Source organism: Enterobacter asburiae, assembly GCF_008080435.1.
Taxonomy (GTDB): Bacteria; Pseudomonadota; Gammaproteobacteria; order Enterobacterales; family Enterobacteriaceae; genus Enterobacter; species Enterobacter asburiae_C.
The window spans coordinates 1-24,322 of the sequence record NZ_VRKN01000008.1 but is presented as its reverse complement, the minus strand read 5'-3'; the positions used below and the strand labels follow the sequence as shown (position 1 = coordinate 24,322).

Below are 24,322 nucleotides of genomic sequence, written 5' to 3'. Positions count from 1 at the left end.
AGATGGTCGTAGCATCAACCATCTTATAAACGGGTACCAGTTCTTGCTTATACTGGTACTGGCACTACCATGCAGGGGGATTTATGGCCTTGATGTCTGAACCCGTCGTCTCACTTCAGGATGACACCCGAAAACAGCTGGGGGCATTTTTACGCGCACGACGTGAAAGCCTCGATCCGCAGCGTCTCGGCTTGCCGCGCAGCGGTCGCCGACGCACGCCGGGACTGCGCCGGGAAGAGGTGGCGATGCTGGCTGACGTGGGCGTGACCTGGTACACCTGGCTTGAGCAGGGCAGGGACGTCAATCCCTCCAGCGCGGTGATGGCCGCTGTTGCAAAAGCGCTGCAATGCACCCCGACCGAGGCCCGGCACCTGTTTGTGTTAGCCGGGTTGCCGCCGGGTGAAGCGCCGCAGGCGGTCTGCTGCGAGAGGATCAGCGAGGGGACACGGCGCCTGCTCGATACCCTACTGCCGAAGCCTGCCAGCATCCAGAAACCCAACTTCGACATCGTGGCGTGGAACGACAGCTTCTGCCACCTGATGGGCGTCGATTTCAATGAAATTCCGCCGGAAGACCGGAACTGTATTTACCTGTTCCTCACCCATCCGGCGTGGCGCACACGTCTCGGCAGACGTGATGATGTGCTGCCGATATTTGTCTCCTATTTCCGCGCGGCGATGGCCGAGCACCGGGGCGACCCGCTGTGGGAAGCCAAACTGGCGCGATTCTTTGCAGTATCGGAGGAGTTTAAAACCCTGTGGCACCAGCGCAACGACGTGCGCGGCGTGGAGAACCAGCTCAAGCTGTTTACCCACCCCGAGCTGGGGGATTTTACGCTGCAGCAGATGTACTGGTACTCAGCGCCGCGAAACGGATCGCGACTGCTGGTGTATCTGCCGGTGGATGAGGCGGGGGAGAGGGCGATGGAATGGCTGGCGGAGCAAGGGAAATAAGTTTTTTGCGAGACGTTTTCAGGGAATCAACGCGAATCCGGTTCTGACTGATAAAAGCAGGTAAGGTAAGTCACGAAAGGCAATATTAGCCTTTAATGAAAATTGCCTTATATGCTAATATCATCAGGGATGAAATACCGTGTTCAGACTTATTGTTCATGAGGCGGTCAGGGAAGAGATTCTCTCACTGCCTGCAGGGGTGCAGGCGAAGCTGATTCGCCAGCTTGATAAATTGCTCTTAAACCCGACGGCTCTTCGGGAACCTGACAGCAAACCATTGCCGCATGGCCTGTTTGAAATCAGGACCGTTGGGCTGATCCATACTCGAGGTATCTATGTTTACCAGCGGGAAAAGACGATTTTTCTCTTGCGCGTATTTGTTAAGAAGACGCAAAAAACGCCCTCAGCTGAACTCCGTCTGGCATTGAAACGACAACAGGAGATGTTGGATGAGCAAGAAGATTATTGACTGGGACGAATTCAGAGCTGAGCTGTTAAGCGATTCAGAGGTTCAGGCCGCCTTCGACGCAGAAGAACGTAAGGAGCGTCTGCGGGAGATGCTGGCGCAATGGCGTAACCAGGCTGGCCTGACGCGCGCGCAGGTGGCGGAGCGAATGGGCGTCAGCGCACCCACCGTATCAAGAATGGAAGCGAATATTACCCGGGCGAGTCTTGATACGTTAACGCGCTATGCACTGGTGTGTGGGGTTAAACACCCCCAGATTACGCTTTATTGAAAACAGGCACGCCGGAAGCCAGCGTGCCAGAAGGGATTAGCACTCAGTTACAATCGTGCTCAGCGGCAGGCGTGACTTCGGTAGCGTGGCGTTGAAATCTTCCACGCTGTGGTGCCCAACCGGTACCACCACCAGGCTGGTAAAGCCTTTCTCTTTCAGGCCAAACTCTTCGTCGAGGATAGCGGCGTCGAAGCCTTCAATCGGTACCGCGTCCAGACCCATCGCGCCCACGCCCAGCAGGAAGTTGCCGACGTTCAGGTAAACCTGCTTCGCCATCCACTGGTCGTCATCTTTCAGATCCACGCGGTGCATGTCGGCGAAATAGGTGCGGCCTTTATGGTTTGCGGATTTGGCTTCCGGAGTATTGAAACGGCCATCGGCCTCTTCCTGATCCACGACGCGCTCCAGCCAGGCGTCATCCATCGCGGTTTTCGCACAGAACACCACCACGTGAGAAGCATCCAGCATTTTGCGTTCGTTGAACACATAGGTGCCCGCGGCGGATTTCGCCACGCGCGCTTTACCTTCCTCGGTGCTGGCGACTATGAAGTGCCACGGCTGGGAGTTGGTGCTGGACGGGCTGTACTGCAGCAGGGTTTTGATTTTTTCCGCTTCTTCCGCGGTCAGTTTTTTGCTTGCGTCGAACGCCTTGGTGGAGTGGCGTTTCAGGGCGACAGAAATGATATCCATAACAACTCCTGGTGATGAAATTCGCCCGCTCGCGGGCGCGAAAGGAAAGCAGATTACAGCGGGACGCGGAAAAAGATAAGTGCAATTCGAGCGCTTAATCTGTTCGTCTCAGACGAACAATCAGACCGGCCGGATCCACTTCTGATCTTTTTTCGGCAGCTTATCCACCACCAGATTCCAGGAATCATTAATGAGGTCGGTAACCAGTTCCGGGGTCACGTCGTCAGTGCCGTAAAGGGAAATCCAGTGCTTTTTACTCAGATGGTAACCCGGTTCTATTCCGCGATAGATCTGCTGATTTAACAGTGATTTTTCCGGATCTGACTTCAGGCTGATGTGCGGTCGCCCGTGCGCGACCGCGACGAGCATGAAAATCTTTCCACCCACTTTAAACACATCAAACTCCGGCCCAAACGGCCAGCAGTGTTCGGTGAAAGGCAACTCAAGGGCCACGCGCATTGCGTGTTCCTGCAGGGATTTACTGTCCATCGCTATCCTCCTGAGCCAGTCCGCGCCACATGGCCTCAAAACCCAGCGCTTTAAAATCGACGGCGCGTGACGGATCGCGGGTGGCAAACTCCATAGTGGTTTCCGCCAGCGATAAGAAAAGCGCATCGCCAAACGTTTTAAATTCATCCGACATAAACACCGGGCGTACCGAACGGCGGCACAGCTCATGGAGTTCCGGGAACATCTCTTTCACCGCCTGCTCCGTTTCGGTGCTTAGTTTTTCACTGACGCCAATCTGGCGGATAGCCGCATGAGAAACGGGATTGCGAATACCCCAGTCGACGTAACTGTTCCAGATATTGCGGGTATGTTCTTTGGGAAGCGTGATAGTGCGATCGAGGTTTGCCAGCATAGCCTGGCAAAGATCCTGCTTCAGGTGCAGATAGAGGGCATTCAGCAGATCGTCTTTAGTCGGAAAGTAGCGAAACAGGGTACCTTCGGCGACGCCCGCGTTGCGGGCGATTAACGCCGTTGAGGCGGCGATACCTGACTGTGCAAATGCCACCGTTGCGGCTTCCAGTAAGGCCTGTTTTTTATCTTCACTCTTCGGACGTGCCACTAAATTTTTCCCCCTGTCAATTGTAAAAACCCCGATTGAAACACGTGCTTTGGCACGCTGCAACGCGGAATGTCAAAGATCGAAAACGTCTTGACGACTTTATCATCATATCTATAATGAGTGCTTACTCACTCATAATCAAGTTTACCCCGCGCAAACTATCGGATGGGGCGCGTTTTCGGGTCAGGATATGAAAAAACCTCTCTTCATCTGCGTGGTGTTAATCATGATTATTGCTTCAGCTGCGAGTTTACCGTTTGTTCTGAATGCTGGATTCGGCCAGCCGCCGCAGGGTGAGCAGCTCACTGAAGTGGAGGCCTCCCCCCAGTATCGTGACGGAAAATTCCACAATACGCTGCCGACGCCGGGTTATAACGGCGACAAAAACATGCTGGTCGCGACGTGGGATTTTCTGACCAAAAAAACCGAAAACGCACGCCCGGCCCAGCCGCTACCGCTGGTGAAAACCGATCTTGCGAGCCTGCCGCTGGAGCAGGACACCCTGGTGTGGCTCGGTCACTCCTCGTGGTACCTGCAGCTCGCGGGCAAACGCATCCTGATTGACCCGGTGCTCAGCAACTATGCCGCGCCGTTCTCGTTCCTCAATAAAGCCTTTGCGGGGGAGTATCCGTGGCGCGCTGAAAGCATGCCGGAAATCGACCTGCTGATTATCTCGCACGATCACTACGATCATCTGGATTACGCCACCATCAGGGCGCTACTGCCGAAGGTGAAGCGGGTGGTGGCACCGCTGGGTGTGGGATCCCACCTGCGCTACTGGGGGATGAAGCCTGAGATTATTGACGAGCGTGACTGGAACCAGTCGGTACGCATCAGCGATGAACTGACGGTGCATGTTTTGCCGGCGCGTCACTTCTCCGGGCGCGGCATCAAGCGCGATCGGACCTTGTGGGGCAGCTTTATGTTCGTCACGCCAGAGCAGAAGGTTTATTACAGCGGGGATTCCGGTTACGGCCCGCACTTTAAGGCCATCGGCGAGCAGTTTGGTGGCGTGGATGTCGCCATCATGGAAAACGGCCAGTACGACCAGGACTGGAAGTACATCCACATGCTGCCTGAGGAAACGGCGCAGGCCTCGGTGGATCTGAACGCGAAAGCCGTGGTGCCCGGGCATAACGGACGCTTCGTGCTGGCGAAACACGCCTGGAACGATCCGTTGATCCAACTGGCAAAAGCCAGCAAGGATAAAAATTATCGGTTACTGACACCGGCGCTGGGCGAGCCCGTCCGGGTGAGTGACACCACGCAAACCTTTCGTGCGTGGTGGGAATAATGTTTAAGCGAGAAGCAGAGGGGGACAGCTGTATGACCATTTCCGCTCAAGTCATCGACACTATCGTCGAATGGATCGACGACAACCTGCACCAGCCATTACGTATAGAAGAGATTGCCCGCCACGCGGGTTACTCGAAGTGGCACCTACAGCGGTTGTTTATGCAGTACAAAGGGGAGAGTCTGGGGCGTTATATCCGTGAACGCAAGCTGCTGCTGGCGGCGCGCGATCTGCGTGAATCCGACGCTCGGGTGTACGATATCTGCCTGCGTTACGGGTTTGACTCGCAGCAGACGTTTACCCGTATTTTCACCCGCACGTTCAACCAGCCGCCTGGGGCGTACCGCAAAGAGAACCACAGTCAGGCGCATTGAGTAGTCGTTTTCCGCTCTACCGGGCCTGGAAAATCGCCAACGTTGGCCGGGTAAGGCGTAGCCGCCACCCGGCTTTTTTATTGGCTTACGACGCCAGTGAAAACCACCGACGCCAGACGAAACGCAGCACGAAGAATTCGATGGCACCCAGCAGTAAAAACCATACGCAGAACAGAATGGTATAGAGCTGGTTCAGATCGACCATGTGAAAGGTCTGAACCAGTTTCTGCGCCAGCACCAGCCCCAGCGAAGGCGCAGGGAGCAGCAGGCACGAAAGCAGGGCCAGCAATAAAATGCCGCCTGCAGTAAGCAGCGACTCTAACGGGTGTTTCATCGTAATGTTAATCGTCAGTTAAAAATGTCATTGTCCGGCATCCCGGAACGTAAAGCAATATCAACCCGACGGACATTTATTGAATAAAACGAACGCGTTATTCTGCGAATAAATAACAGAAAAAGAATTATTCTCCTGAAGCGATAAGGTTATTATCGCGTAATGTAAATAAACGTCTTTATCAGGAAAGTAATTTTACAAATGTATAGGTGCTATAACCAATTAACGTGGCAATAACAATGGCCGCGATAACGTATAACACCAGTCGGCGTCCGCGATAAATACCCCACATGGTTCCCCCTCGTTTAGTGTTGGTTTAGACATATTTTGTAAAAATCAGGCCATCGAAATAGCTTTAATCAGTTTTGAATAACCGAGAAGTCATTATATTGCGGTAGATCAATTTTACCCGCAAGACTTTAAAATGAATTTATTTAAGCCAGAAAGGAATTCAGGCTTCTGTTCACCGGATATTGAAGGAAAAATACGATGACCGAAAAAAAATTGTCCCCAAGCATGCCGCCTTCCGGCGGGCTGGCATACCAGCAGACCGTCGGGCAGGTGCTTACCCACACCCAGAGCCAGGCCAGCGGTCTGGATCGTGCAGAGGCGCAGGCGCGTTTGCAAAAATCAGGTCCGAACGCGCTGCCGGAGAAAAAAGGTAAACCCGCCTGGCTGCGTTTTTTGGCCCATTTTAATGATGTGCTGATTTATGTCCTGCTGGCCGCCGCCGTATTAACAGCAATAATGGGCCACTGGGTTGATACGCTGGTTATTTTGGGTGTGGCGGTAATCAATGCCTTAATTGGCCATATTCAAGAAAGCAATGCGGAAAAATCCCTGAAGAGTATCCGCAATATGCTCTCCAGCGAGGCGCGCGTTATTCGTAACGGCAACCACGAAACAATACCCACAACTGAAATAGTCCCGGGCGATATTATTGTATTACGCGCAGGGGATCGTATTCCGGCGGATATGCGTTTAATCGAGGCGCATAATTTACGCGTGGAAGAGGCGATTCTGACCGGTGAATCCACCGTGGTGGATAAACACATTAATCCGCTGAGCGGCGAATTACCGCTGGGCGATCGCACCAACATGGTCTTCTCCGGGACGACCGTAAGCGCGGGCGGTGGCGTCGGCGTGGTCACCGCGACCGGTAAGGATACGGAGCTCGGCCACATCAACCAGATGATGGCGGGTATCGAAAAGCACCGCACGCCGCTGCTGGTGCAGATGGACAAGCTGGGTAAAGCGATCTTCGCCATTATCCTGGCAATGATGGCCGCGCTGTTTGTCTTCAGCCTGGTGTTCCGCGAGATCCCGATGGGCGAGCTGCTGCTCTCCCTGATCAGCCTGGCGGTGGCCTCCGTGCCGGAAGGTCTGCCAGCCATTATCTCCATCATTCTCTCTCTGGGCGTGCAGGCGATGGCGCGTAAGCGGGCGATTATCCGCAAGCTGCCAACCGTCGAAACCCTGGGCGCAATGACCGTGGTCTGCTCGGATAAAACCGGCACCCTGACCATGAATGAGATGACGGTTAAAGCCATCATCACCGCTGACGCCTGCTACCGCGTGGACGGCAACAGCTACGAGCCGGTGGGCAACATCTACCTGGAAGGCAGCGACGAGCCGGTGCAGATCCAGCCGGGCACCGTGCTGGAGCAGTACCTACGCACCATCGACCTGTGTAACGACAGCCAGCTGATTCAGGACGAGCGTGGCCTGTATGGTATCACCGGTGGCCCGACTGAGGGCGCGCTGAAGGTGCTGGCGGCGAAGGCCAGCCTTGAGCCGGTCATGACCACGCTGGTTAACAAGATCCCGTTCGACTCGCAGTACAAGTACATGAGTACCCACTACCAGATTGGCGGTGAGGAGCAAATCCTGATCACCGGCGCGCCGGATGTCATTTTCGCCCTGTGCGCGCAGCAGCAGACCCGTAACGGTGCGGAAGCGTTCGACCGCGCGTACTGGGAAACCGAGATGGAGCGCTATGCCCGTCAGGGACTGCGCATGGTCGCCGCGGCGTTCAAGCCGGCGAACGGCGAGCAGGAATTAACGCACGACGACCTGAACCACGGACTGATCTTCCTCGGCATCGCCGGGATGATGGATCCGCCGCGTCCGGAAGCGATTGATGCGATTAACGCCTGCCAGCAGGCGGGGATCCGCGTGAAGATGATCACCGGGGATCACCCGCAGACGGCGATGAGCATCGGCCAGATGCTGGGGATCACCAACAGCGAGCAGGCGGTCACCGGTTACGAGCTGGAGAAGATGGACGACGCCGCGCTGGCGGAAGCGGCGGTGAAGTATGACATCTTCGCCCGTACCAGCCCGGAGCATAAGCTGCGCCTGGTGAAAGCGCTGCAGGACAAAGGCGAAATCGTCGGCATGACCGGTGACGGCGTGAACGATGCCCCGGCGTTGCGTCAGGCTGACGTAGGCATCGCGATGGGCATCAAGGGCACGGAAGTGACCAAAGAGGCGGCGGACATGGTCCTGACGGACGATAACTTCGCCACCATCGCCAGTGCGGTGAAAGAGGGGCGCCGCGTTTACGACAACCTGAAGAAGACCATCCTGTTCATCATGCCAACCAACCTCGCGCAGGGGCTGCTGATTGTGATTGCGCTGCTGGCGGGGAACATCATTCCGCTGACGCCGGTGCTGATTCTGTGGATGAACATGGCGACCTCCGCCACGCTCTCCTTCGGCCTGGCCTTTGAAGCCGCCGAGCGCAACATTATGCGCCGTCCGCCGCGTCAGACCGGGCAGCACGTGATGGATGCCTATGCCGTATGGCGCGTAGCCTTCGTCGGCACCATGATTGCCATCGCCGCCTTTGCGCTGGAAGCCTGGCTGGCCCCGCGCGGCCACAGCGCGGAGTTCATCCGCACCGTGCTGCTGCAGATGCTGGTCTGCGCCCAGTGGGTGTACATGATTAACTGCCGCAATACCGAGGGGTTCTCCCTGAACCGCGGCCTGCTGGCGAACAAAGGGATCTGGCTGGTGACGGGCGTGCTGTTCCTGCTCCAGGCGGCGATTATCTATCTGCCGTTTATGCAGATGCTGTTCGGCACCGAAGCGCTGCCGCTGCGCTACTGGTTTGTGACCCTGGCGGTTGCAGGCGCGATGTTCTTCGTCGTCGAAATCGAGAAGCGACTGACCCGCAGGTTCCGTAAGGCTGCATAACGAAAACCTTACCCCTCACCCTGCCCTCTCCCCAAAAGGGAGAGGGTGTTCAAGTTCCCTCTCCCCTTTGGGGAGGGGGTTAGGGTGAGGGGAAACAACGCCGAGGTACTCTCCATGAAACTCCCACTCCTTTTCGCGCTCCTCGCCTGCACTCTGCAACCCGTATTCGCCGCCATTCCCGTTCGCGTCGCCACCGTAGAGCAGACCGCCCATGCCGCCGAGCGCCAGATCCCGGGCCGCATCGAAGCCATCCATACCGTTGAGCTACGTGCCCGTACGGAAGGCGTGATCACCAAAATCAACTTCCGCGACGGGCAGTACGTGAAAAAAGGCGACGTGCTGTTTGAGCTGGACGACGCCGAGCCGCGCGCCGCCCTGCGTCTGGCGCAGGCCGAAGTGAGAAGCGCCGAAGCCACGCTGCGCCAGGCGCAGCAGCAGCTTTCCCGCTTTGAAAGCCTGGGCAGCAGCAACGCCATCAGCCGTCATGACGTGGACAACGCCCGCATGCAGCGGGACGTCGCCAGCGCCGCGCTGGAGCAGGCGAAAGCCCGGCTCGACACCCGCAGCGTCACCCTGACTTATACCCGCATCGCCTCGCCGATTGACGGTCGCGTGGGGCACAGCCAGTTCCACGTGGGCAGCCTGGTTAATCCTGCAAGCGGCGTGCTGGTGGAGGTGGTGCAGCTCGATCCCATTCGCATCGCCTTTGCGCTGGAAGAGGGTGCTTTTGCCGCCAAAGCCGGGCAGCATACGGATATCAGCGCCATGAAGCAGGCCTGGCAGGCGTTAATTGACAGCAACGGCCAGCGCGTCAGCGGCGAGCTCACCTCCGTAGACAACCGCGTCGATCCGCGCACCGCCAGCGTGATGCTGCGCGCCGAGTTCGCCAATCCGCGCCATCAGATCCTGCCCGGCGGCAACGTGAATGTGACTCTGCGCCCGATGAGCGAGAAGGTGGTGCTGACCCTGCCCGCCGCTGCGGTCCAGCAGAACGGCGACGGGTTCTTTGCTTGGGTAGTTAATGCCGACGGCAAAGCCGAAATGCGCCCGCTGAACGTTGCCGGGCAGATCGGCCAGCAGTTCCGGATTACCTCCGGCGTGAAGTCCGGTGAGCGAGCGATTACTGATGGCGCGCAGCGCGTGCAGCCAGGTGCTGCCGTCCAGATACTGAATTAAGGAGCCATCATGCTGACGTTTTTCATCAAACGCCCGCGCTTCGCGATGGTGATTGCGCTGGTCATCACCCTGCTGGGGGCCATTGCGCTGAGGATTATCCCGGTGGAGCAGTACCCGCAGATCACGCCGCCGGTGGTGAATGTGTCTGCCAGCTGGCCGGGTGCCAGTTCGGCTGACGTGGCGGAGGCTATCGCCACGCCGCTGGAGACCCAGCTTAACGGCGTGGATCACATGCTCTATATGGAGTCCACCAGCTCGGACGAAGGCTCGTATAGCCTGAACATTACCTTTGCGGCGGGTACCGATCCGGATCTCGCCGCCATCGACGTGCAGAACCGCGTGGCGCAGGCCGTGGCGCAGCTGCCGACCGAGGCGCAGCAAAACGGCGTGCAGGTACGCAAGCGTGCGACCAACCTGATGATGGGGGTAAGTCTTTACTCACCGAACAACACCCACACACCGCTGTTCGTCAGCAACTATGCCAGCACCCAGGTGCGCGAGGCGCTGTCGCGTCTGCCGGGCGTCGGGCAGGTGCAGATGTTTGGCGCGCGCGACTACAGCATGCGCATCTGGCTACGTCCGGACCGCATGAACGCCCTGAACGTCACGACCGACGACGTGGCGCAGGCGCTGCGCGAGCAGAACGTGCAGGGGGCGGCAGGCCAGGTCGGCACGCCGCCGGTGTTTAATGGCCAGCAGCAGACCCTGACCATCAACGGGCTGGGGCGCTTAAACCAGGCCGAAGACTTTGCCGACATCATTATCCGCGCGGGCGAGATGGGTCAACTGGTGCGCCTGAAGGATGTCGCCACCATTGAGCTCGGCTCGCGCAGCTACAGCTCCGGTGCACAGCTGAACGGGCACGACTCCGCCTACCTCGGCATCTACCCGACACCGTCCGCCAACGCCCTGCGCGTGGCCGACGCGGTGCGCGGGGAGCTGGAACGTCTCTCGACGCGTTTCCCGGACGACCTGGTCTACGAGGTGAAATTTGACACCACCTCTTTTGTTGCCGCCACCATTAAGGAGATCGGCGTCTCTCTGGCGCTGACGATGCTGGCGGTGGTTATCGTCGTTTCCCTGTTCCTGCAAAGCTGGCGTGCGACGCTGATTGTCGCGCTCGCCATTCCGGTATCACTGGTGGGCACCTTTGCGGTGCTCTACACGCTGGGCTACTCCGCCAATACGCTGAGCCTGTTCGCCATTATTCTGGCGCTGACCATGGTGGTGGATGACGCCATCGTGGTGGTGGAGAGCGTCGAAACGCTAATGGCGGAAGGGCAGAGCCGCACGGCGGCGACCGCGCTGGCGTTGCGCCAGATTGCCGGGCCGGTGATTGCGACAACGCTGGTGCTGCTGGCGGTGTTTGTGCCGGTGGCGCTGTTGCCGGGGATCGTCGGCGAGCTGTACCGCCAGTTCGCGGTGACGCTCTCGACCGCCGTGACGCTTTCAAGCCTCGTGGCGCTGACCCTGACGCCCGCGCTCTGCGCGATGCTGCTGCGTCCGCGCCCGGAGAAACCTGCGGCAGTTTATCGCGCCTTTAACCGTGGACTGGATGCCACGCGCAGTTTCTACACCCGCATCGTGCATGTCTTAAACCTGCGCCCGTGGCTGGCGCTGCTGGCCACCGCAGGCGCGGCGGCCGTGGTGGCATTCAGCTTTACGTCGATGCCAAAAGGCTTCCTGCCGCAGGAAGACCAGGGCTACTTCTTCGCCAGCGTCCAGCTGCCGGAAGCGGCCTCGCTGGAGCGCACCGAAGCGGTGATGAGCACGGCACGCGAACTCATCGCTAAAAATCCGGCGGTGGAAGACGTGATTCAGGTCTCCGGGTTTAACATCCTCAACGGCACCAGCGCCTCCAACGGCGGGTTTATCTCCGTCATGCTGAAGGACTGGAGCGAGCGCCCGCCGCTGGACGAGGTGATGGGGAGCCTGCAGCGTCAGCTGCTGGCCCTGCCGGAAGCGACCATCATGACCTTCGCGCCGCCAACGCTGCCTGGGCTGGGTAACGCCTCCGGCTTCGACCTGCGCATACAGGCGCAGGCGGGGCAGAGCCCGGCGGAGCTGGAGCGCGTGACGCGTGAGGTGCTGATGAAAGCCAACCAGCACCCGCACCTGAGCCGCGTGTTCACCACCTGGAGCAGCAACGTGCCGCAGCTGACGCTGACCGTTGACCGCGAGCGCGCCGCGCGTCTCGACGTGCCGGTGTCGCGCATCTTCAGCAGCCTGCAAACCGCCTTTGGCGGCACGCGCGCCGGGGATTTCAGCGTCAACAATCGCGTCTACCACGTGGTGATGCAAAACGAGATGCAGTGGCGCGAGCGCGCCGGGCAAATCAGCGAGCTGTTCGTGCGCAGCAACAGCGGCGAGCGGGTGCGCCTGAGCAACCTGGTCACCATCACGCCGACCGTCGGCGCGCCGTTCCTGCAGCAGTACAACCAGTTTCCGTCCGTGTCGGTAAGCGGTTCGGCAGCGGAAGGGGTGAGCAGCAGCACCGCGATGGCGGTGATGGGCGAGCTTCTGGCGGAGAACCTGCCAGCGGGGTACGACTACGCCTGGAGCGGTATGTCGTATCAGGAGCAGCAGACCGGGAACCAGGCGGTATGGATTGTGCTGGCGGCGGTGGTGATGGCGTGGCTGTTCCTCGTCGCCCAGTACGAAAGCTGGACGCTCCCGGCGAGCGTGATGCTCTCGGTGCTGTTCGCTATTGGCGGGGCGCTGGTGTGGCTGTGGAGGGCCGGATACGCCAATGACGTTTACGTGCAGATAGGTCTGGTTCTACTCATAGCCCTGGCCGCCAAGAACGCGATTCTTATCGTGGAGTTCGCCCGCGCACGGCGCATGGACGGGATGGCGATTGTCGATGCGGCGCGGGAAGGGGCATCACGCCGCTTCCGCGCGGTGATGATGACCGCCGTGTCGTTCATTATCGGTGTATTGCCCATGATGCTGGCGACCGGGGCGGGCGCCCAGAGCCGCCGCATCATCGGCACCACGGTCTTCAGCGGCATGCTGGTGGCAACCGTGGTAGGGATCCTGTTTATCCCGGCGCTGTTTGTGCTGTTCCAGCGCCTGCGTGAGTGGGGCCACGGCCTTACGGACTCGTCGCCCACAGCTCGCAGTGCTTCTGAACCAGAGAAATCAGCGAGCCGCCGTCGGCGATAAACTCCCGCATGCGCTGCGCCTCGCTCTTGCCCTGCTTTAACAGCAGGGCAATTTCATTGATTGCGCTCGTCGCGCCAAGCTTCTCGGCCGAGGGCGCAACCTGCTCCAGCAGCCACACAATGTCTTCCGCCACGGTTTTGTGCTCGCCGGTGTGCACGTCCGTCAGGATCCCCTCCAGCCCGTAGCGACAGGCCTGAAAACGGTTAAAGCGGTAGAGCAGAAAATCCCTCTCCTGATGCTTATAGGGCCGCGCGGTCAGCAGCCAGTGCGACGTCGCCTGAATAAGCCCGGCGATGTTAATCGCGTGGCCGAGCGTCAGCGGGGTATCCATCACCCGCACCTCCACGGTGCCGAAGTGCGGGCTGGGGCGGATGTCCCAGTGCAGATCTTTAATGCTGTCGATCATGCTGGTGGAACTCAGGCGGCGGAACAGCCCCTCGAACTCCTGCCAGCTGTTGACCCACGGCATCTGGCCGTTATCCGGAAACCCCGAGAAGATGTTGAGCCGCGACGAGGAGAACTTCGTGTCCGTGCCCTGCATATAAGGCGACGACGCGGCAAGGGCGATAAAGTGCGGCACGAAGCGCGACAGGCCGTGCAGCAGGTAAATGGCATCGTCCCCGGTCCGGCAGCCGACGTGCACGTGCTGGCCGAACACCGTCGCCTGCAAAATCAGATAGCCAAAGCGCTCCAGCGTGACGTTATAGCGCTCGTCGTCGCACACCTCCTGACGCTGCCACTTCTGGAACGGGTGCGTCCCGCCGCCGCAGATCTGGATATGCTGCTTCGCCGCTGCACGCAGGATGCTCTGCTGCATCACCGAGAACTGCCCCGCCGCCTGATCGATGTTCTGGCACACGCCGGTGGCGATTTCGAGCATGCTTTCGGTGATGTCGTGTTTGACTTCGCCGCCTTTGATGTCGTCTTTGACGGCGGCGATGAGCGCGGAGGAGTCCTGGCTCAGATCGTAGCCCGGCGGGTTAACCACCTGCAGTTCGAGTTCGATGCCGAGGGTGAAAGGTTCAGAGGACTTAAAATCGGGTAAAGGCATGGCGCACTCCGTTGTCTGTTGTGTGTTGAGTATAGACAACGGGTGTGGCGCGCTCGTCTCAGGGTGGTATAACTGATAGCAGGCTTAGCAAAAGGGGAGTGATTCATGTCTGACTATCCAACCATTGCGCTGATAGGACCGGGTGCGATTGGGACTACCATTGCCGCGGTGCTGCATGATGCTGGCCGTACACCGCTGCTGTGCGGACGCACCGCGCACCCGGAATTACGCCTGCGTCACGACGAGGGTGAAACTGTGGTGCCCGGTCCGGTATTCACCGATCCGACCGTCATCACGCGCCCCGTCGATCTCGTTTTTGTGGCGGTAAAAACGACCCAAAATGCCGACAGCGCCGGATGGCTGCGCGCGTTGTGCGATGAAAACACCGTGGTCTGCGCGCTGCAAAACGGCGTGGAGCAAAAGGCCCAGCTTGAGCCGTGGGTCAACGGCGCGACGGTACTGCCGTCGGTGGTCTGGTTCCCGGCGCAGCGCGAGCCGGATGCCTCCGTCTGGCTGCGGGCGAAGCCGCGCCTGACGCTGCCGGACGTACCGCAGGCGCAGCGGGTGGTAGAGGCGCTTCGCGATACGCGCTGTGAAGTTGAACTCTCGCCAGATTTTGCCACCGTCGCCTGGCGCAAGCTGCTGCAAAACGCGGTCGCCGGGCTGATGGTACTGGCCAACCGCCGCGCCGGGATGTTCTCCCGTGAGGATATCAGCGAGCTTGCGCTGGCCTACCTGCGCGAGGGGCTTGCCGTCGCCCGCGCCGAGGGGGCGAAGCTGGACGATGCGGTGGCCCAGGAGATTCTGGCGAACTTCCAGCGTGCGCCCGCAGATTTGGGCACGTCAATCCTTGCCGACCGTCAGGCGGATCGCCCGATGGAGTGGGATATTCGCAACGGCGTGATCCAGCGCTACGGCCGCAAACACGGTATTGCGGTGCCCATCAGCGATGTGGTGGTGCCCCTGCTGGCGGCGGGGAGCGAGGGGCCGGGCTAACGGCCGCTGTTTTTCCGTTCGGCAAAGTAGTGGGCGGGCGTGCTGCCCATCGCTTTTCGGAACATGGTGATAAACGCATTCACGGATTCGTACCCGAGCGTTGTCGCCACGTTCTGGACGGGTACGCCGCTTGCCAGCTCCCGCAGGGCAATAATCAAATGCAGCTGCTGGCGCCATCGCCCGAAGCTCAGCCCGGTCTCGCGCTGCATCAGGCGTGCAAACGAGCGCTCGCTGAGGGCGAGCCGTTTCGCCCAGTCCTTCAGGGTGCTTCTGTCCTCAGGGCGGGTAACCAGCGCGTCGGCCATAGCGCGAATTTTCGGGTCGGTCGAGACCGGCAGGCTCAGCTTCTGCTGCGGCATGCTGGCGAGCTCATCAAGCGTGACTCTGGTTAGTCTGGCGACGTGGCTGTCGGGGGGATAGTCCACGCCTTCGCGCGTTAAACGATCCACTAATTCCTTGATCAAGGGCGAGATCGCCAGCGTGCAGCATCTCTCCGGCAGCGCCGCCGCGCCGGGCTCAATAAACAAATAGTTGAGATGCGCGTTCCAGGTCGCTTTGGCGCTGTGCGGGATCCCGCCGGGGATCCAGACGGCGCAGTCTGGCGGCACGATCCAGATATCATTTTCCGCGTAACAGCTGACCGCACCGTATCGGGCAATAATCAGCTGGCCCTTGCGATGGGTATGTACCGGCACTTCCGCGGCGTAGTCCACGAAATCCAGATGACGCGCCACGGCAGGAGAGGCGGTAGAGTCAGGGTCATACAGCATATTGGCAGGTTGAGGCTTCACGATTCTGGCAACATTCAGGTATTTTTTGACAGAATAGAGTATTTAAGCGGGTCTGCAAGCCGGTAATAATCCCGGCATGAATAAAATCTTCTCTCATCCCATGCGCCTGCCCGCCGCATTGCGAAACGATGCGGGCGCGTTGATCTACGCTGCGAAGAGTTTTGCCGCGGCGATGCTGGCTTATTACCTCGCGCTGTCGATAGGCCTCGAGCGTCCCTCATGGGCCATTATTACGGTCTACATCGTATCGCAGACGTCGGTCGGGGCATCGCTGAGCAGAAGCCTGTACCGGCTGGCCGGTACCGTGGTGGGTGCCAGCGCGACCGTTCTGATTGTGCCCACCTTCGCGAATACGCCGATCCTGTGCAGTGTGGTGCTGACGGGCTGGATCGCATTCTGCCTGTGGCTCTCCCTGCTGGAACGCACGCCCCGGGCCTATGCCTTTGTGCTGGCGGGCTACACCGCAAGCCTGATTGGCTTTCCGGCGGTGTCCGATCCCGGCGGCATCTTTAACGTCGCCATTGTCCGAGTGCAGGAGATCGCGATTGGGATTTTCTGCGCGGCGCTGATTCACCGCTACGTGCTGCCCGCGCGCGTATCAGGCCAGTTCAACGCTAAATTATCCCAGACGCTACAGGCCGCGCGCGGGCGGGTGGCGGATACCTTAGCGGGCAAACCCGATGCGGCTTCCGGCCCCCTGCATCTGGCCCTGGCGCTGCAGTTCCTGCAGGGCATAAGCCACCATATTCCGTATGATTTTGCCCTGTCAGCCCCGATGCGGCAGGCCAGGAAAGCGATCCACGATCGGCTGGCGCGGCTGGTTATCGTCAACTGTGAACTACACGATCGTCTGCCAGCGATCGGAACCCTGCCCGCCGACGTGCAGGCATTGCTGGGCGACGTTCAGGCCTGGCTTGCTGCTGAAGGCGCTGGTACCAGCAGCACGGCAGAGACGCTGCGGCTCCGCTGTGCGCTTCTCATCGATCGGTATGCCGCGCAGGCGCAGACGTTTGACGACGCGCTGCAGGTCAGTTTTATTCGCTACCTCTCGGAGGCTATCGCCCTTCTGCAGCAGTGCGAACGTCTTTCCGGGGCCATCCTCCGCGCCAAACCCGTCTTTGGGGAGATGCAAACCCGCGCGGCGAAAGGCTACGTTTTCCACCGCGATCCTCTTACCGCAGCCCGCACGGCGCTGGGGGCTTTCACTATCATCCTGAGCGGCTGCCTGATCTGGATCTTCTCAGCGTGGCCGGATGGCGGTACGGCGGTTTCTATCCTGGGGGTCTGCTGCACGCTGTTTGGCAGCTTCGATACTCCGGCGCCGCACATCGTGAAATACATCATTGGCTCATTCTGGGGCGTGGTCATTAGCCTGTTCTACAGCTTTGCGCTGCTGCCGCTGGTGAGCGATTTCCCGGTGCTGGTGGCGGTGCTTGCCCCGGCGTATCTGCTGGCCGGGTCGCTTCAGGCGCGTCCGCCCACCACGTTTATGGCGATGGGTATCACCCTGACGCTGCTGATCCTGTGCGAGCTGGGGGCACATTACAGCGGCGATTTCTCCGTCGCAGCCAACACCGCCATCGCGCTATTCGCCGCGACCGGCTTTGCCGTCGTCAGCATGAGCCTGCTGCAAACCGTGCAGGCGGATGGCGCCATCACGCGTCTGCTGAATCTTTGCCAGCGCGACATTCGCCGCAGCGTGAAGGGCACGCTGCGGGTTGATGAAACATACTGGATCAACCTGATGATGGACCGAACCGCCCTGTTGCTGCCGCGTTTGCAGCGCAGCGAGCGCGCGCCAGAGCAGGCACTCGATCGGCTATTACACGCGCTGCGTCTGGGGCTTTCGGTCATGCATTTACGCCGCAGTGAAATACCGCCCGGCAGGGAGGTTGACGCGCTTTTTCATCGGATAAACGCCGCAGACCGCAACGCCTTACTCGAACGCATCGCCACCCTTATCGAGCGCCATCTGCCTGCGGTAGATGAACATACGCGCCAGTTTGTCTTCAGACTGGTGGATCTGCACTGTGCATTACGGGGGCCAGACCATGGTTAACGATCTCAATATCAGCGGCATTTTTATTCCGGGACTGCTGATGGTCGCCCTCGCGGCGCTGGTCTGCACGCTGAGCCTCGTCGCGCTTTTCTCTCTCAGCAGGCTCTACCGGCGCTTGCCGTTTCGCCCGCTGATGGATGTTTCAACCTGGATTGTCACCTTTTTCCTGCTGATGCAGGGTCTGACCGCGTTGGGGTTATTTTCATGAAATCACTGCTCTCTTTACTGGCTCGCTATGCGCTGACGTTAAGCGTTGTCGCGGCGGCCACGCTGCTGGCGTTTATGATGTGGAAACACTACGCACAAACGCCTTGGACCCGCGACGGCCGCGTGCGGGCGGATGTGGTGCAGATTGCGCCGGACGTCTCCGGGCCCGTCATCAGCGTGGCCGTGCGGGACAATCAGTGGGTGAACCGGGGCGATGTGCTTTACGTCATCGATCCGCGCTGGCTTAAGCTGGCGGTGGTCAGCGCGCAGGCGGACGTTGAGTCGAAACGCCATGAGATGCTGATGCGCCAGGATGCGGCCCACCGACGCACGCTGATTAAAAACGCGATTTCCAGCGAGGATTTGCAGCAAACCGGCAGCGCGGCGAACGTCGCGGCGGCCAATTATCACGGCGCGCTGGCCGCGCTGGATCTGGCAGAGCTTAATCTGGCGCACGCCACCGTGCGTGCGCCGGTCTCGGGGTACGTTACGCATCTGCGGCTTCGGCCCGGAGACTATGCGACAGCGGGGGAGACAAAGGTCGCCATCGTCGATGCGCACAGCTTCTGGGTGGTGGGGTACTTTGAGGAGACCAAGCTGCGCCATATTCGCGTCGGGGATGCCGCGCAGGTGGTGTTGATGGGATACGAGCCGGTTATCACGGGTCACGTGGAGAGCATCGGGCATGGGATCGGGGACAGCAACGATGAGACGGGCGGACTGGGTCTGCCTGACGTTGAGCCCACCTTTAGCTGGGTGCGGCTGGCGCAGCGCGTGCCGGTACGCATTCATATCGACAGGTTGCCGGAGGGGGTTGAGCTGGTGGCGGGGCTGTCGGCGAGCGTGGCGGTGGGGGGATAGAGAGAGGTGATGTCTGTTTTACATTAACGGCAGACACTCACTCGATCGCACAATGTCATCCTGATCATTTCCCCACAAACGCACTCACCGGCAAACCAAAACGCTTCGCCAGCGCACGCATATGATCCAGGGTCAACGTACGCTGTCCGTTAAGGATCCGACTCACCAGAGACTTCTTGCCTATTTCGTTCTCGAAGTCACTCTGAGTGAGTTGGTGCTGATCCATCAGCGTTCGCAATAACGCAACGCCTGACGGAATGCTGGCAATACGCGCGTTAAATTCTGCAAACTCCAGAGACTCGTTTTCGTATTTATCGATTTTGGCGGTGAGCATCTCTACCAGCGGGCTATCGGGTTCGTGTTCGATCAGATACTCCACCAGCGCAAGCGCATCCTCGTAATCTCGTCGCGACGGGCTTGAACCCAGGAAAGGGAGCGCGTTTGTCAGATCGTTTGCCGCTTTGATGGCTGCTGCATAGTTCATTCTTTTGTTCTCCGGTAGAGGTCTGTCAGCTTGTCATACTCTGCGTGAGTGCTGATGTGTTTGATGAAAATCTTTCCTCGCTCAAAATCAGCAAAAAACATCACTCTTAAATGCCCGCCGCCTACATCTATGACCCACCATTTCTCCCGGTATTTCATCCTGTCCAGGCTGGGGAATCGCTTTCTCATCTCGTCTGGTGAGGGGTAGTGTTCCTTCTTTAGCACCCGGTAAAGATCCTCCAGGGCGAGTGCTTGATTGGGAAAGTTTCTGGTCGCTGTTTCGAAAGGCGCTCTTGAGACTACGTGCATCCTTGCCCCTTGTTTCCAGGCTGGAAACATTATAGGTTATGGTTGGTGAGTTGACAATGTGGAAACTGTGAGAGAAGTGGAGTTTCTACATGTTCGTGATAATTGCGCTCGTGTATTGAGTGCGAGCACTTTAAGTTGGGGTAGCTTGAGATTAAAGTGGTAGGTATAGCCTGGCTTGGGGTATTTGTTTGATTTGCGTAGCTTATTCAGGAATTGTATGTTGAGAAGGAGTGCGGTAGGTGATGATTTTACTCACAGCCAGAAGCGGACGTTGCTAATTCTGCACTGCTCAGCGATGGCGTTATGGCGGCAGGCAATGCCACTGTCCAGTCGGCAAAAGCGACCACTTCGCCACCGCCGGGGATAAACTGATTGAAGCTCTCGCGCAAAATCACTTATTCTTTTGCGTTAATAAAATGCAGGAGATGAGTCATGACAGGCGAAAATCGCGGACGGGGAAGGCCGCGAAAGACAGAAAGTACCTATGCAGATACTCGTAATGACCTTATCCGCAGCGGACTTGAACTGCTGACGCAGAATGGTTTTCTTGCGACGGGAGTCGATGCCATTGTTAAAAATGCCAATGTTCCTAAAGGCTCATTTTATTACTACTTCAAGAGTAAAGAGGAATATGCTCAGACTGTTCTGAATGCCTATGACAGTTTCTTCGAGCATAAACTCAAAAAACATCTACATGAATCATCCTGCACACCAATGGTACGTCTGGACAATTTCATCAATGATGCCTGCGAGGGGATTAAAAAATACAATTTCACCCGCGGCTGCCTGGTTGGAAATATGATGCAGGAGAGTCCGGGGCTTCCGCAATCCTTTATTAAATTGCTACAGAATATTCTTGAGAGCTGGCAGGCACTTGTCGCGACCTGTCTGTCCGACGCGTTATCTTCGGGCGAAATAAGTTCAAATATGAATGATACACAACTGGCGGCTATTTTCTGGAGTGGCTGGGAAGGTGCCGTAATGCGTGCCAAACTATATTGTTCAACTCAACCTGTATGCGACTTCTGGAGCTATTTCAAAACGTCAGTACACTATCAGCCCTCTCAGGAAGCGACAGCTGAACAGTAAAAAGGGGCCGCGGCCCCGTAAAAGTAATAAACCCAAGCTGAGCCTGGTATCCATTGATTAGCTACATTGAATTACTGCCCGACCGCGAATTCCGCCACTCAGTAGTTTTTCGGCCACATTGATGGCTTCACTCAGCGGGTATACTGTAGTGAGGCTATCCAGTCTGGACTCTGGTAAATACGTTAACGCTTGCTGCCAGATCGCCGCTCTTTTTTCTTTCGCAAACATGACACTGTCAATCCCTTTAAGCGTGACGCCACGTAGGATAAACGGAGCCACATTACCCATCAGCTCCATACCCTGTGCCATGCCGCAGGCCGCAACAATACTGCCATACCGCACCCCGGCGCAGGCATTGCAAAGCGTGTGGCTGCCGACTGTATCAATGGCGGCAGCCCAGCGTTCTTTCTGTAACGGTTTTCCAGGGGAGGAAAGCTCGGAACGGTTAATAATCTCCTCTACACCGACCGTCTTATAGAGCCAGGCGGCTTCTTCCGGACGACCAGTAGACGCGGTCACGCGGTAACCCATCGACGCAAGGATCATGGCTGCAATACTCCCGACACCTCCGCTGGCACCAGTAACAAGTACCGGACCATCTTCAGGCTTAATACCATGACTCAATAATGCGTCGACACACAGCATCGCGGTAAAACCAGCTGTTCCGATTGCCATTACATGTTTGCTGTTTGCGCCAGCCGGGAGCGGCGTCAGCCAGTCTCCTTTTACCCGCGCTTTTTCGGAAAGCCCACCCCAGTGTTTTTCTCCTACACCCCAGCCGGTCAGGAGGACCTTATCTCCGGTCTGATATTCAGGATGTGAGCTGGCGGACACCGTACCGGCAAAATCAATGCCTGGCACCATTGGAAAGTGCCGGACGATAGGCCCGCGGCCCGTAATGGCCAGTGCGTCTTTGTAGTTGATAGATGAATAGTCGACACTGACCTCCACATCCCCCTGCGGCAGCTCACTTTCAGCGATTTCAGCAAGTTGCGTACTGTAGCGATCATCTGTTTTGTTGATTAATAAAGATTTAAACACTATTACCTCGTCTTTTTGGTCGTATGCCGTTTAGCTATATAGTAGTCAATAAATAATATTGACCGATCGTCTAATAATCAACGCTACTATCCCAGCGTTTTGTCAGTACACAAGAATTATCATTCTTTTCATCAAGTTAAATCTGTCTTTTTTGATCAATATCAAGCCAGATTCGGTTTTCAATTATGCAGGTGGCAAAGTTAGCGGTCCTGCAAGATACACAGTCGATGCTTCAGGGTGTTGCTGATGATGAGATAAAACAAGCAGGCTTAGATTAGTTGGTCTGCTCCTCGCTCTTAACGGACATTCAACAAACAACGTTGTTCTTTGCGTAAGGCCGAAATTTTGCTTCTTATCCAGCAGAACTCCGGCCCCTATCAGCCGCCTCAGTGCGCCGTGATATACGGCTCCTTCACAAACTCCGCCAACAGCCAGACCATGTCATGCAGCAGCCCGGTCAGCTCTTTCGCCACGCTTGCAGGCAACGTCCCACCCATTACCGCAAGCGTTAACGCCACGGCATAGTCCACCTGTAGTGTCGTCTCTTGCCAACAGTCCGGCACGCACGAGGTAATCTTTTCCCCGGCAATAAGCCGTTCAACCAGATAGGTCGGGAGTTCAGAATCGCAGCATTCACGCAGCCGCTTAAGCGCTGCCAACAAACGCTCGCAGAGTGTGGCAAACGTCACTGCGTCGTCAGTTTCCACCAGCACGCTCACATAAGCGGTGCAGGCATCGGCCAGTTCGAAGAGATCCGCAGAATCAGAATCAGAAATTGAATTGTTGATGAGGTGATGAACAGCGCTTTCTTCAGAGAGCGCGTAAGAAAATTCAGGGGTAGTAGCCATTTAGCATCCTCTTTGTCCTAAAAATGTCATGTTATGCTAACGGGTTCCTACGCCCGGTTACGGACGTGCCGCAACGCAGGCACTTTAAGATCGCGAAGAAGGGATGAAAAGGGATAGCCCTGAATTACATAAGGTTGCTTGCAGGTTTGCGAGGCGGCTTCCAGAAGGGCATTGCCGGGTGGCGTCTACGCCTTACCCGGCCTACAAAACCGCCAACCAACCTACCCGCGACACGAACCGTAGGCCCGCGCAAGCGCAGCGCCGCCGGGCACAGTTTGCACCGCGGTTACTCCTTATGCAGACCTTTTCATTTTGAGCAACCCTTCTACTCACGTCTGCGTCGCCAGGGAAGATTTCCCCTCCGCCGAACAAACCAGTCCAAATTCCCGGCAGAGTGAAAGCGTAGCCATTTTGCAGTACCTGGTAGACCTCAAGCCAGAACGATGTCTGGCACCGCGAGCAGCCATCCGGGCGTTTAAATGGTTAAAATAAATAATAATAATCATTGCGCAATAAATTTCGCTGTGTCTTAATAGCGTCATCGGTTTGGAATACAGACCTTATGAAAGCAGTTTTAGTAAAGCAGTCCTCAGTTCAGGTGTTATCCATAGATACTCCTTCTTCGTGAGCCTCCTCCTAAGTGCCAAATAAGTAACTCTCGAAATACAGGCCATCATCGCCGCGCTTAAGTGGCTCATAAATTAAGGATTTATCTATGTCTAATAAAATGACTGGTTTAGTAAAATGGTTCAACGCAGATAAAGGTTTTGGCTTTATCACCCCTGACGACGGCAGCAAAGATGTATTCGTACACTTCTCTGCTATTCAGAGCGACAACTTCAAAACGCTTGATGAAGGTCAGAAAGTTTCCTTTATCATTGAGAATGGCGCAAAAGGTCCTGCAGCTGGAAATGTTTCTCCACTGTAACCCGCGCTAAATATCAGTGTGGCGTACGATAGCGATGAAGACAATAGTCCGAGCAGTTAAGCTGTACTGATAAAAAATTAACCCGCACCTGTGCGGGTTTTTTATTTTTAAAGGGTAATGGCACCTGAGTTTTATATGGCAGCCTGCCCATACTCCCTTCAAATTCAACCTCAAAACCCGCTTCACCGTTCGTGAGCGTTCAAAACGCCGTCAGCAGCATTTACAGCAAATGCGCCGAGTATGAGCAAAAATGTAATAACTCGTATAGTCATCGAAACCTCCAGTATTCAGGGTATTTCACAGGCATACCTCACCTCTGATTTTCAACACTCGACCTGACAGCCTCCAGCGTCCTTCTACGGATCCAGCCGCTGCCCACCCGTATTAACAGCCAGTAAGCCGTCATCCTGAGCCGGGTACTTCTGTCCGGGCAACAGACGAACGTTTCCGTACTGAGTTCATGCTGGCCTGGCGTCAGTTCCGTTACCTGATAGCGCAGCAACAATGTCGCGCTACCCGGCGCGGCTGGCATCTGAAAAGCGCTGGCATCCGGCACGTTTTCCAGACCGAAATCTGAACGCCAGAATTGCCCTATTAGGCGACAATTACCCCGTCCGCATCGCGACAATTACTCTGGCCTGTTTGTAATCTGAGCGTCCTGTTTCTTCT

24 protein-coding genes and 1 pseudogene are annotated in these 24,322 nt (G+C 57.4%); 14 read left to right on the top strand and 11 right to left on the bottom strand.

Going from position 1 to position 24,322, the window contains the following annotated elements:
• Window positions 1–83: 83 nt before the first annotated feature.
• The 3 genes from FU672_RS15820 (at window position 84) to FU672_RS15810 (ending at window position 1,690) form a co-directional block, all read left to right on the top strand.
• Window positions 84–953 carry a helix-turn-helix transcriptional regulator gene (locus FU672_RS15820; protein ID WP_148243941.1) on the top strand — a complete coding sequence of 290 codons (870 nt, stop codon included), beginning with the start codon at window positions 84–86 and terminating at the stop codon, window positions 951–953.
• A 139-nt stretch (window positions 954–1,092) separates the two neighbouring features.
• Window positions 1,093–1,422, top strand: a complete 330-nt coding sequence (locus FU672_RS15815; RefSeq protein ID WP_148243940.1) for a type II toxin-antitoxin system RelE/ParE family toxin — start codon at window positions 1,093–1,095, stop codon at window positions 1,420–1,422.
• Window positions 1,403–1,690, top strand: coding sequence for a helix-turn-helix domain-containing protein (locus FU672_RS15810; protein ID WP_148243939.1), 288 nt, complete (start codon window positions 1,403–1,405; stop codon window positions 1,688–1,690). Before FU672_RS15815 ends, FU672_RS15810 begins: the two co-directional genes overlap by 20 nt.
• A 36-nt stretch (window positions 1,691–1,726) precedes the next feature.
• Here FU672_RS15810 and nfsB read toward each other — a convergent pair whose 3' ends face one another.
• The 3 genes from nfsB to FU672_RS15795 all read right to left on the bottom strand — a co-directional run bounded on the left by nfsB (window position 1,727) and on the right by FU672_RS15795 (window position 3,449).
• Complete coding sequence (nfsB, locus tag FU672_RS15805; RefSeq protein WP_148243938.1) at window positions 1,727–2,380, bottom strand: oxygen-insensitive NAD(P)H nitroreductase; 654 nt, start codon at window positions 2,378–2,380, stop codon at window positions 1,727–1,729.
• Between the two features lie 120 nt (window positions 2,381–2,500).
• Window positions 2,501–2,869 (bottom strand): MmcQ/YjbR family DNA-binding protein, encoded by a 369-nt coding sequence (locus FU672_RS15800; RefSeq protein ID WP_148243937.1) that lies wholly within the window; start codon window positions 2,867–2,869, stop codon window positions 2,501–2,503.
• Window positions 2,859–3,449: a TetR/AcrR family transcriptional regulator gene (locus FU672_RS15795; protein ID WP_023334799.1), complete on the bottom strand. Its 591-nt coding sequence runs from the start codon at window positions 3,447–3,449 to the stop codon at window positions 2,859–2,861. Before FU672_RS15795 ends, FU672_RS15800 begins: the two co-directional genes overlap by 11 nt.
• 190 nt (window positions 3,450–3,639) lie before the next feature.
• Between FU672_RS15795 and FU672_RS15790 the strand changes: the two genes are divergently transcribed.
• A complete protein-coding gene (locus FU672_RS15790) occupies window positions 3,640–4,743 on the top strand; it encodes an MBL fold metallo-hydrolase (protein ID WP_148243936.1) in 1,104 nt (367 codons plus the stop codon).
• A gap of 32 nt (window positions 4,744–4,775) precedes the next feature.
• Window positions 4,776–5,117 (top strand): RamA family antibiotic efflux transcriptional regulator, encoded by a 342-nt coding sequence (locus tag FU672_RS15785; RefSeq protein WP_029741711.1) that lies wholly within the window; start codon window positions 4,776–4,778, stop codon window positions 5,115–5,117.
• An 85-nt stretch (window positions 5,118–5,202) separates the two neighbouring features.
• On the opposite strand, the gene FU672_RS15780 is transcribed toward FU672_RS15785, so the two are convergent.
• Window positions 5,203–5,451, bottom strand: a complete 249-nt coding sequence (locus tag FU672_RS15780; RefSeq protein WP_013097677.1) for a DUF1158 domain-containing protein — start codon at window positions 5,449–5,451, stop codon at window positions 5,203–5,205.
• A 489-nt stretch (window positions 5,452–5,940) separates the two neighbouring features.
• Between FU672_RS15780 and FU672_RS15775 the strand changes: the two genes are divergently transcribed.
• The 3 genes from FU672_RS15775 to FU672_RS15765 all read left to right on the top strand — a co-directional run bounded on the left by FU672_RS15775 (window position 5,941) and on the right by FU672_RS15765 (window position 12,990).
• A complete protein-coding gene (locus FU672_RS15775) occupies window positions 5,941–8,649 on the top strand; it encodes a cation-transporting P-type ATPase (protein ID WP_148243935.1) in 2,709 nt (902 codons plus the stop codon).
• A gap of 114 nt (window positions 8,650–8,763) precedes the next feature.
• A complete protein-coding gene (locus tag FU672_RS15770) occupies window positions 8,764–9,825 on the top strand; it encodes an efflux RND transporter periplasmic adaptor subunit (protein ID WP_148243934.1) in 1,062 nt (353 codons plus the stop codon).
• Between the two features lie 9 nt (window positions 9,826–9,834).
• Complete coding sequence (locus FU672_RS15765) at window positions 9,835–12,990, top strand: efflux RND transporter permease subunit (RefSeq protein ID WP_148243933.1); 3,156 nt, start codon at window positions 9,835–9,837, stop codon at window positions 12,988–12,990.
• Here FU672_RS15765 and FU672_RS15760 read toward each other — a convergent pair.
• Window positions 12,920–14,041, bottom strand: coding sequence for a YbdK family carboxylate-amine ligase (locus FU672_RS15760; RefSeq protein WP_148243932.1), 1,122 nt, complete (start codon window positions 14,039–14,041; stop codon window positions 12,920–12,922). The two genes, FU672_RS15765 and FU672_RS15760, sit on opposite strands and share 71 nt — an antisense overlap.
• Window positions 14,042–14,146: 105 nt before the next feature.
• Here FU672_RS15760 and FU672_RS15755 point away from each other — a divergent pair, with 105 nt between their 5' ends.
• The gene (locus FU672_RS15755; protein WP_148243931.1) at window positions 14,147–15,037 is read left to right on the top strand and encodes an oxidoreductase; all 891 of its coding nucleotides are present in this window, start codon (window positions 14,147–14,149) and stop codon (window positions 15,035–15,037) included.
• Here the strand turns inward: FU672_RS15755 and FU672_RS15750 are convergent.
• Entirely contained in the window at window positions 15,034–15,828 is a 795-nt protein-coding gene (locus FU672_RS15750; protein WP_148243930.1) for an AraC family transcriptional regulator, read from the bottom strand. The genes FU672_RS15755 and FU672_RS15750 overlap by 4 nt on opposite strands.
• A 76-nt stretch (window positions 15,829–15,904) precedes the next feature.
• Between FU672_RS15750 and FU672_RS15745 the strand changes: the two genes are divergently transcribed.
• Genes FU672_RS15745 through FU672_RS15735 form a run of 3 tightly spaced genes read left to right on the top strand, consistent with a single transcriptional unit; the run spans window position 15,905 to window position 18,955 of the window.
• A complete protein-coding gene (locus FU672_RS15745; RefSeq protein WP_148243929.1) occupies window positions 15,905–17,887 on the top strand; it encodes an FUSC family protein in 1,983 nt (660 codons plus the stop codon).
• Window positions 17,880–18,095 carry a DUF1656 domain-containing protein gene (locus FU672_RS15740; protein ID WP_148243928.1) on the top strand — a complete coding sequence of 72 codons (216 nt, stop codon included), beginning with the start codon at window positions 17,880–17,882 and terminating at the stop codon, window positions 18,093–18,095. Before FU672_RS15745 ends, FU672_RS15740 begins: the two co-directional genes overlap by 8 nt.
• Window positions 18,092–18,955 (top strand): efflux RND transporter periplasmic adaptor subunit, encoded by an 864-nt coding sequence (locus FU672_RS15735; protein ID WP_148243927.1) that lies wholly within the window; start codon window positions 18,092–18,094, stop codon window positions 18,953–18,955. The genes FU672_RS15740 and FU672_RS15735 overlap by 4 nt, the downstream gene beginning before the upstream one ends.
• Window positions 18,956–19,019: 64 nt before the next feature.
• Here FU672_RS15735 and FU672_RS15730 read toward each other — a convergent pair whose 3' ends face one another.
• Both FU672_RS15730 and FU672_RS15725 read right to left on the bottom strand, forming a co-directional pair.
• Complete coding sequence (locus FU672_RS15730) at window positions 19,020–19,439, bottom strand: helix-turn-helix domain-containing protein (protein WP_148243926.1); 420 nt, start codon at window positions 19,437–19,439, stop codon at window positions 19,020–19,022.
• Window positions 19,436–19,747 carry a type II toxin-antitoxin system HigB family toxin gene (locus tag FU672_RS15725; RefSeq protein ID WP_148243925.1) on the bottom strand — a complete coding sequence of 104 codons (312 nt, stop codon included), beginning with the start codon at window positions 19,745–19,747 and terminating at the stop codon, window positions 19,436–19,438. The genes FU672_RS15730 and FU672_RS15725 overlap by 4 nt, the downstream gene beginning before the upstream one ends.
• 432 nt (window positions 19,748–20,179) lie before the next feature.
• Between FU672_RS15725 and acuR the strand changes: the two genes are divergently transcribed.
• Window positions 20,180–20,836: an acrylate utilization transcriptional regulator AcuR gene (acuR, locus tag FU672_RS15720; RefSeq protein ID WP_148243924.1), complete on the top strand. Its 657-nt coding sequence runs from the start codon at window positions 20,180–20,182 to the stop codon at window positions 20,834–20,836.
• A 57-nt stretch (window positions 20,837–20,893) separates the two neighbouring features.
• On the opposite strand, the gene acuI is transcribed toward acuR, so the two are convergent.
• Together acuI and FU672_RS15710 are read right to left on the bottom strand one after the other, a co-directional pair.
• Entirely contained in the window at window positions 20,894–21,877 is a 984-nt protein-coding gene (acuI, locus tag FU672_RS15715; RefSeq protein WP_148243923.1) for an acrylyl-CoA reductase (NADPH), read from the bottom strand.
• Between the two features lie 386 nt (window positions 21,878–22,263).
• The gene (locus FU672_RS15710) at window positions 22,264–22,725 is read right to left on the bottom strand and encodes a hypothetical protein (RefSeq protein ID WP_148243922.1); all 462 of its coding nucleotides are present in this window, start codon (window positions 22,723–22,725) and stop codon (window positions 22,264–22,266) included.
• A gap of 715 nt (window positions 22,726–23,440) precedes the next feature.
• Between FU672_RS15710 and cspE the strand changes: the two genes are divergently transcribed.
• A complete protein-coding gene (gene cspE, locus FU672_RS15705; protein ID WP_148243921.1) occupies window positions 23,441–23,653 on the top strand; it encodes a transcription antiterminator/RNA stability regulator CspE in 213 nt (70 codons plus the stop codon).
• A 310-nt stretch (window positions 23,654–23,963) separates the two neighbouring features.
• Here the strand turns inward: cspE and FU672_RS25130 are convergent.
• A pseudogene (locus FU672_RS25130) lies at window positions 23,964–24,251 on the bottom strand (hypothetical protein); the annotation flags it as partial.
• Between the last annotated feature and the right edge of the window lie 71 nt (window positions 24,252–24,322).

Excerpts from the sequence above, each read along its gene's own strand:
- FU672_RS15775 (WP_148243935.1), top strand. The coding sequence starts at position 5,941 with ATGACCGAAAAAAAATTGTCCCCAAGCATGCCGCCTTCCGGCGGGCTG.
- FU672_RS15765 (WP_148243933.1), top strand. The coding sequence starts at position 9,835 with ATGCTGACGTTTTTCATCAAACGCCCGCGCTTCGCGATGGTGATTGCG.
- FU672_RS15745 (WP_148243929.1), top strand. The coding sequence starts at position 15,905 with ATGAATAAAATCTTCTCTCATCCCATGCGCCTGCCCGCCGCATTGCGA.
- FU672_RS15735 (WP_148243927.1), top strand. The coding sequence starts at position 18,092 with ATGAAATCACTGCTCTCTTTACTGGCTCGCTATGCGCTGACGTTAAGC.
- FU672_RS15780 (WP_013097677.1), bottom strand. The coding sequence starts at position 5,451 with ATGAAACACCCGTTAGAGTCGCTGCTTACTGCAGGCGGCATTTTATTG.
- FU672_RS15790 (WP_148243936.1), top strand. The coding sequence starts at position 3,640 with ATGAAAAAACCTCTCTTCATCTGCGTGGTGTTAATCATGATTATTGCT.
- FU672_RS15820 (WP_148243941.1), top strand. The coding sequence starts at position 84 with ATGGCCTTGATGTCTGAACCCGTCGTCTCACTTCAGGATGACACCCGA.
- FU672_RS15710 (WP_148243922.1), bottom strand. The coding sequence starts at position 22,725 with ATGGCTACTACCCCTGAATTTTCTTACGCGCTCTCTGAAGAAAGCGCT.
- FU672_RS15740 (WP_148243928.1), top strand. The coding sequence starts at position 17,880 with ATGGTTAACGATCTCAATATCAGCGGCATTTTTATTCCGGGACTGCTG.
- FU672_RS15810 (WP_148243939.1), top strand. The coding sequence starts at position 1,403 with ATGAGCAAGAAGATTATTGACTGGGACGAATTCAGAGCTGAGCTGTTA.
- FU672_RS15725 (WP_148243925.1), bottom strand. The coding sequence starts at position 19,747 with ATGCACGTAGTCTCAAGAGCGCCTTTCGAAACAGCGACCAGAAACTTT.
- acuR (WP_148243924.1), top strand. The coding sequence starts at position 20,180 with ATGACAGGCGAAAATCGCGGACGGGGAAGGCCGCGAAAGACAGAAAGT.
- FU672_RS15755 (WP_148243931.1), top strand. The coding sequence starts at position 14,147 with ATGTCTGACTATCCAACCATTGCGCTGATAGGACCGGGTGCGATTGGG.
- FU672_RS15730 (WP_148243926.1), bottom strand. The coding sequence starts at position 19,439 with ATGAACTATGCAGCAGCCATCAAAGCGGCAAACGATCTGACAAACGCG.
- cspE (WP_148243921.1), top strand. The coding sequence starts at position 23,441 with ATGTCTAATAAAATGACTGGTTTAGTAAAATGGTTCAACGCAGATAAA.
- FU672_RS15770 (WP_148243934.1), top strand. The coding sequence starts at position 8,764 with ATGAAACTCCCACTCCTTTTCGCGCTCCTCGCCTGCACTCTGCAACCC.
- FU672_RS15800 (WP_148243937.1), bottom strand. The coding sequence starts at position 2,869 with ATGGACAGTAAATCCCTGCAGGAACACGCAATGCGCGTGGCCCTTGAG.
- nfsB (WP_148243938.1), bottom strand. The coding sequence starts at position 2,380 with ATGGATATCATTTCTGTCGCCCTGAAACGCCACTCCACCAAGGCGTTC.
- FU672_RS15785 (WP_029741711.1), top strand. The coding sequence starts at position 4,776 with ATGACCATTTCCGCTCAAGTCATCGACACTATCGTCGAATGGATCGAC.
- FU672_RS15760 (WP_148243932.1), bottom strand. The coding sequence starts at position 14,041 with ATGCCTTTACCCGATTTTAAGTCCTCTGAACCTTTCACCCTCGGCATC.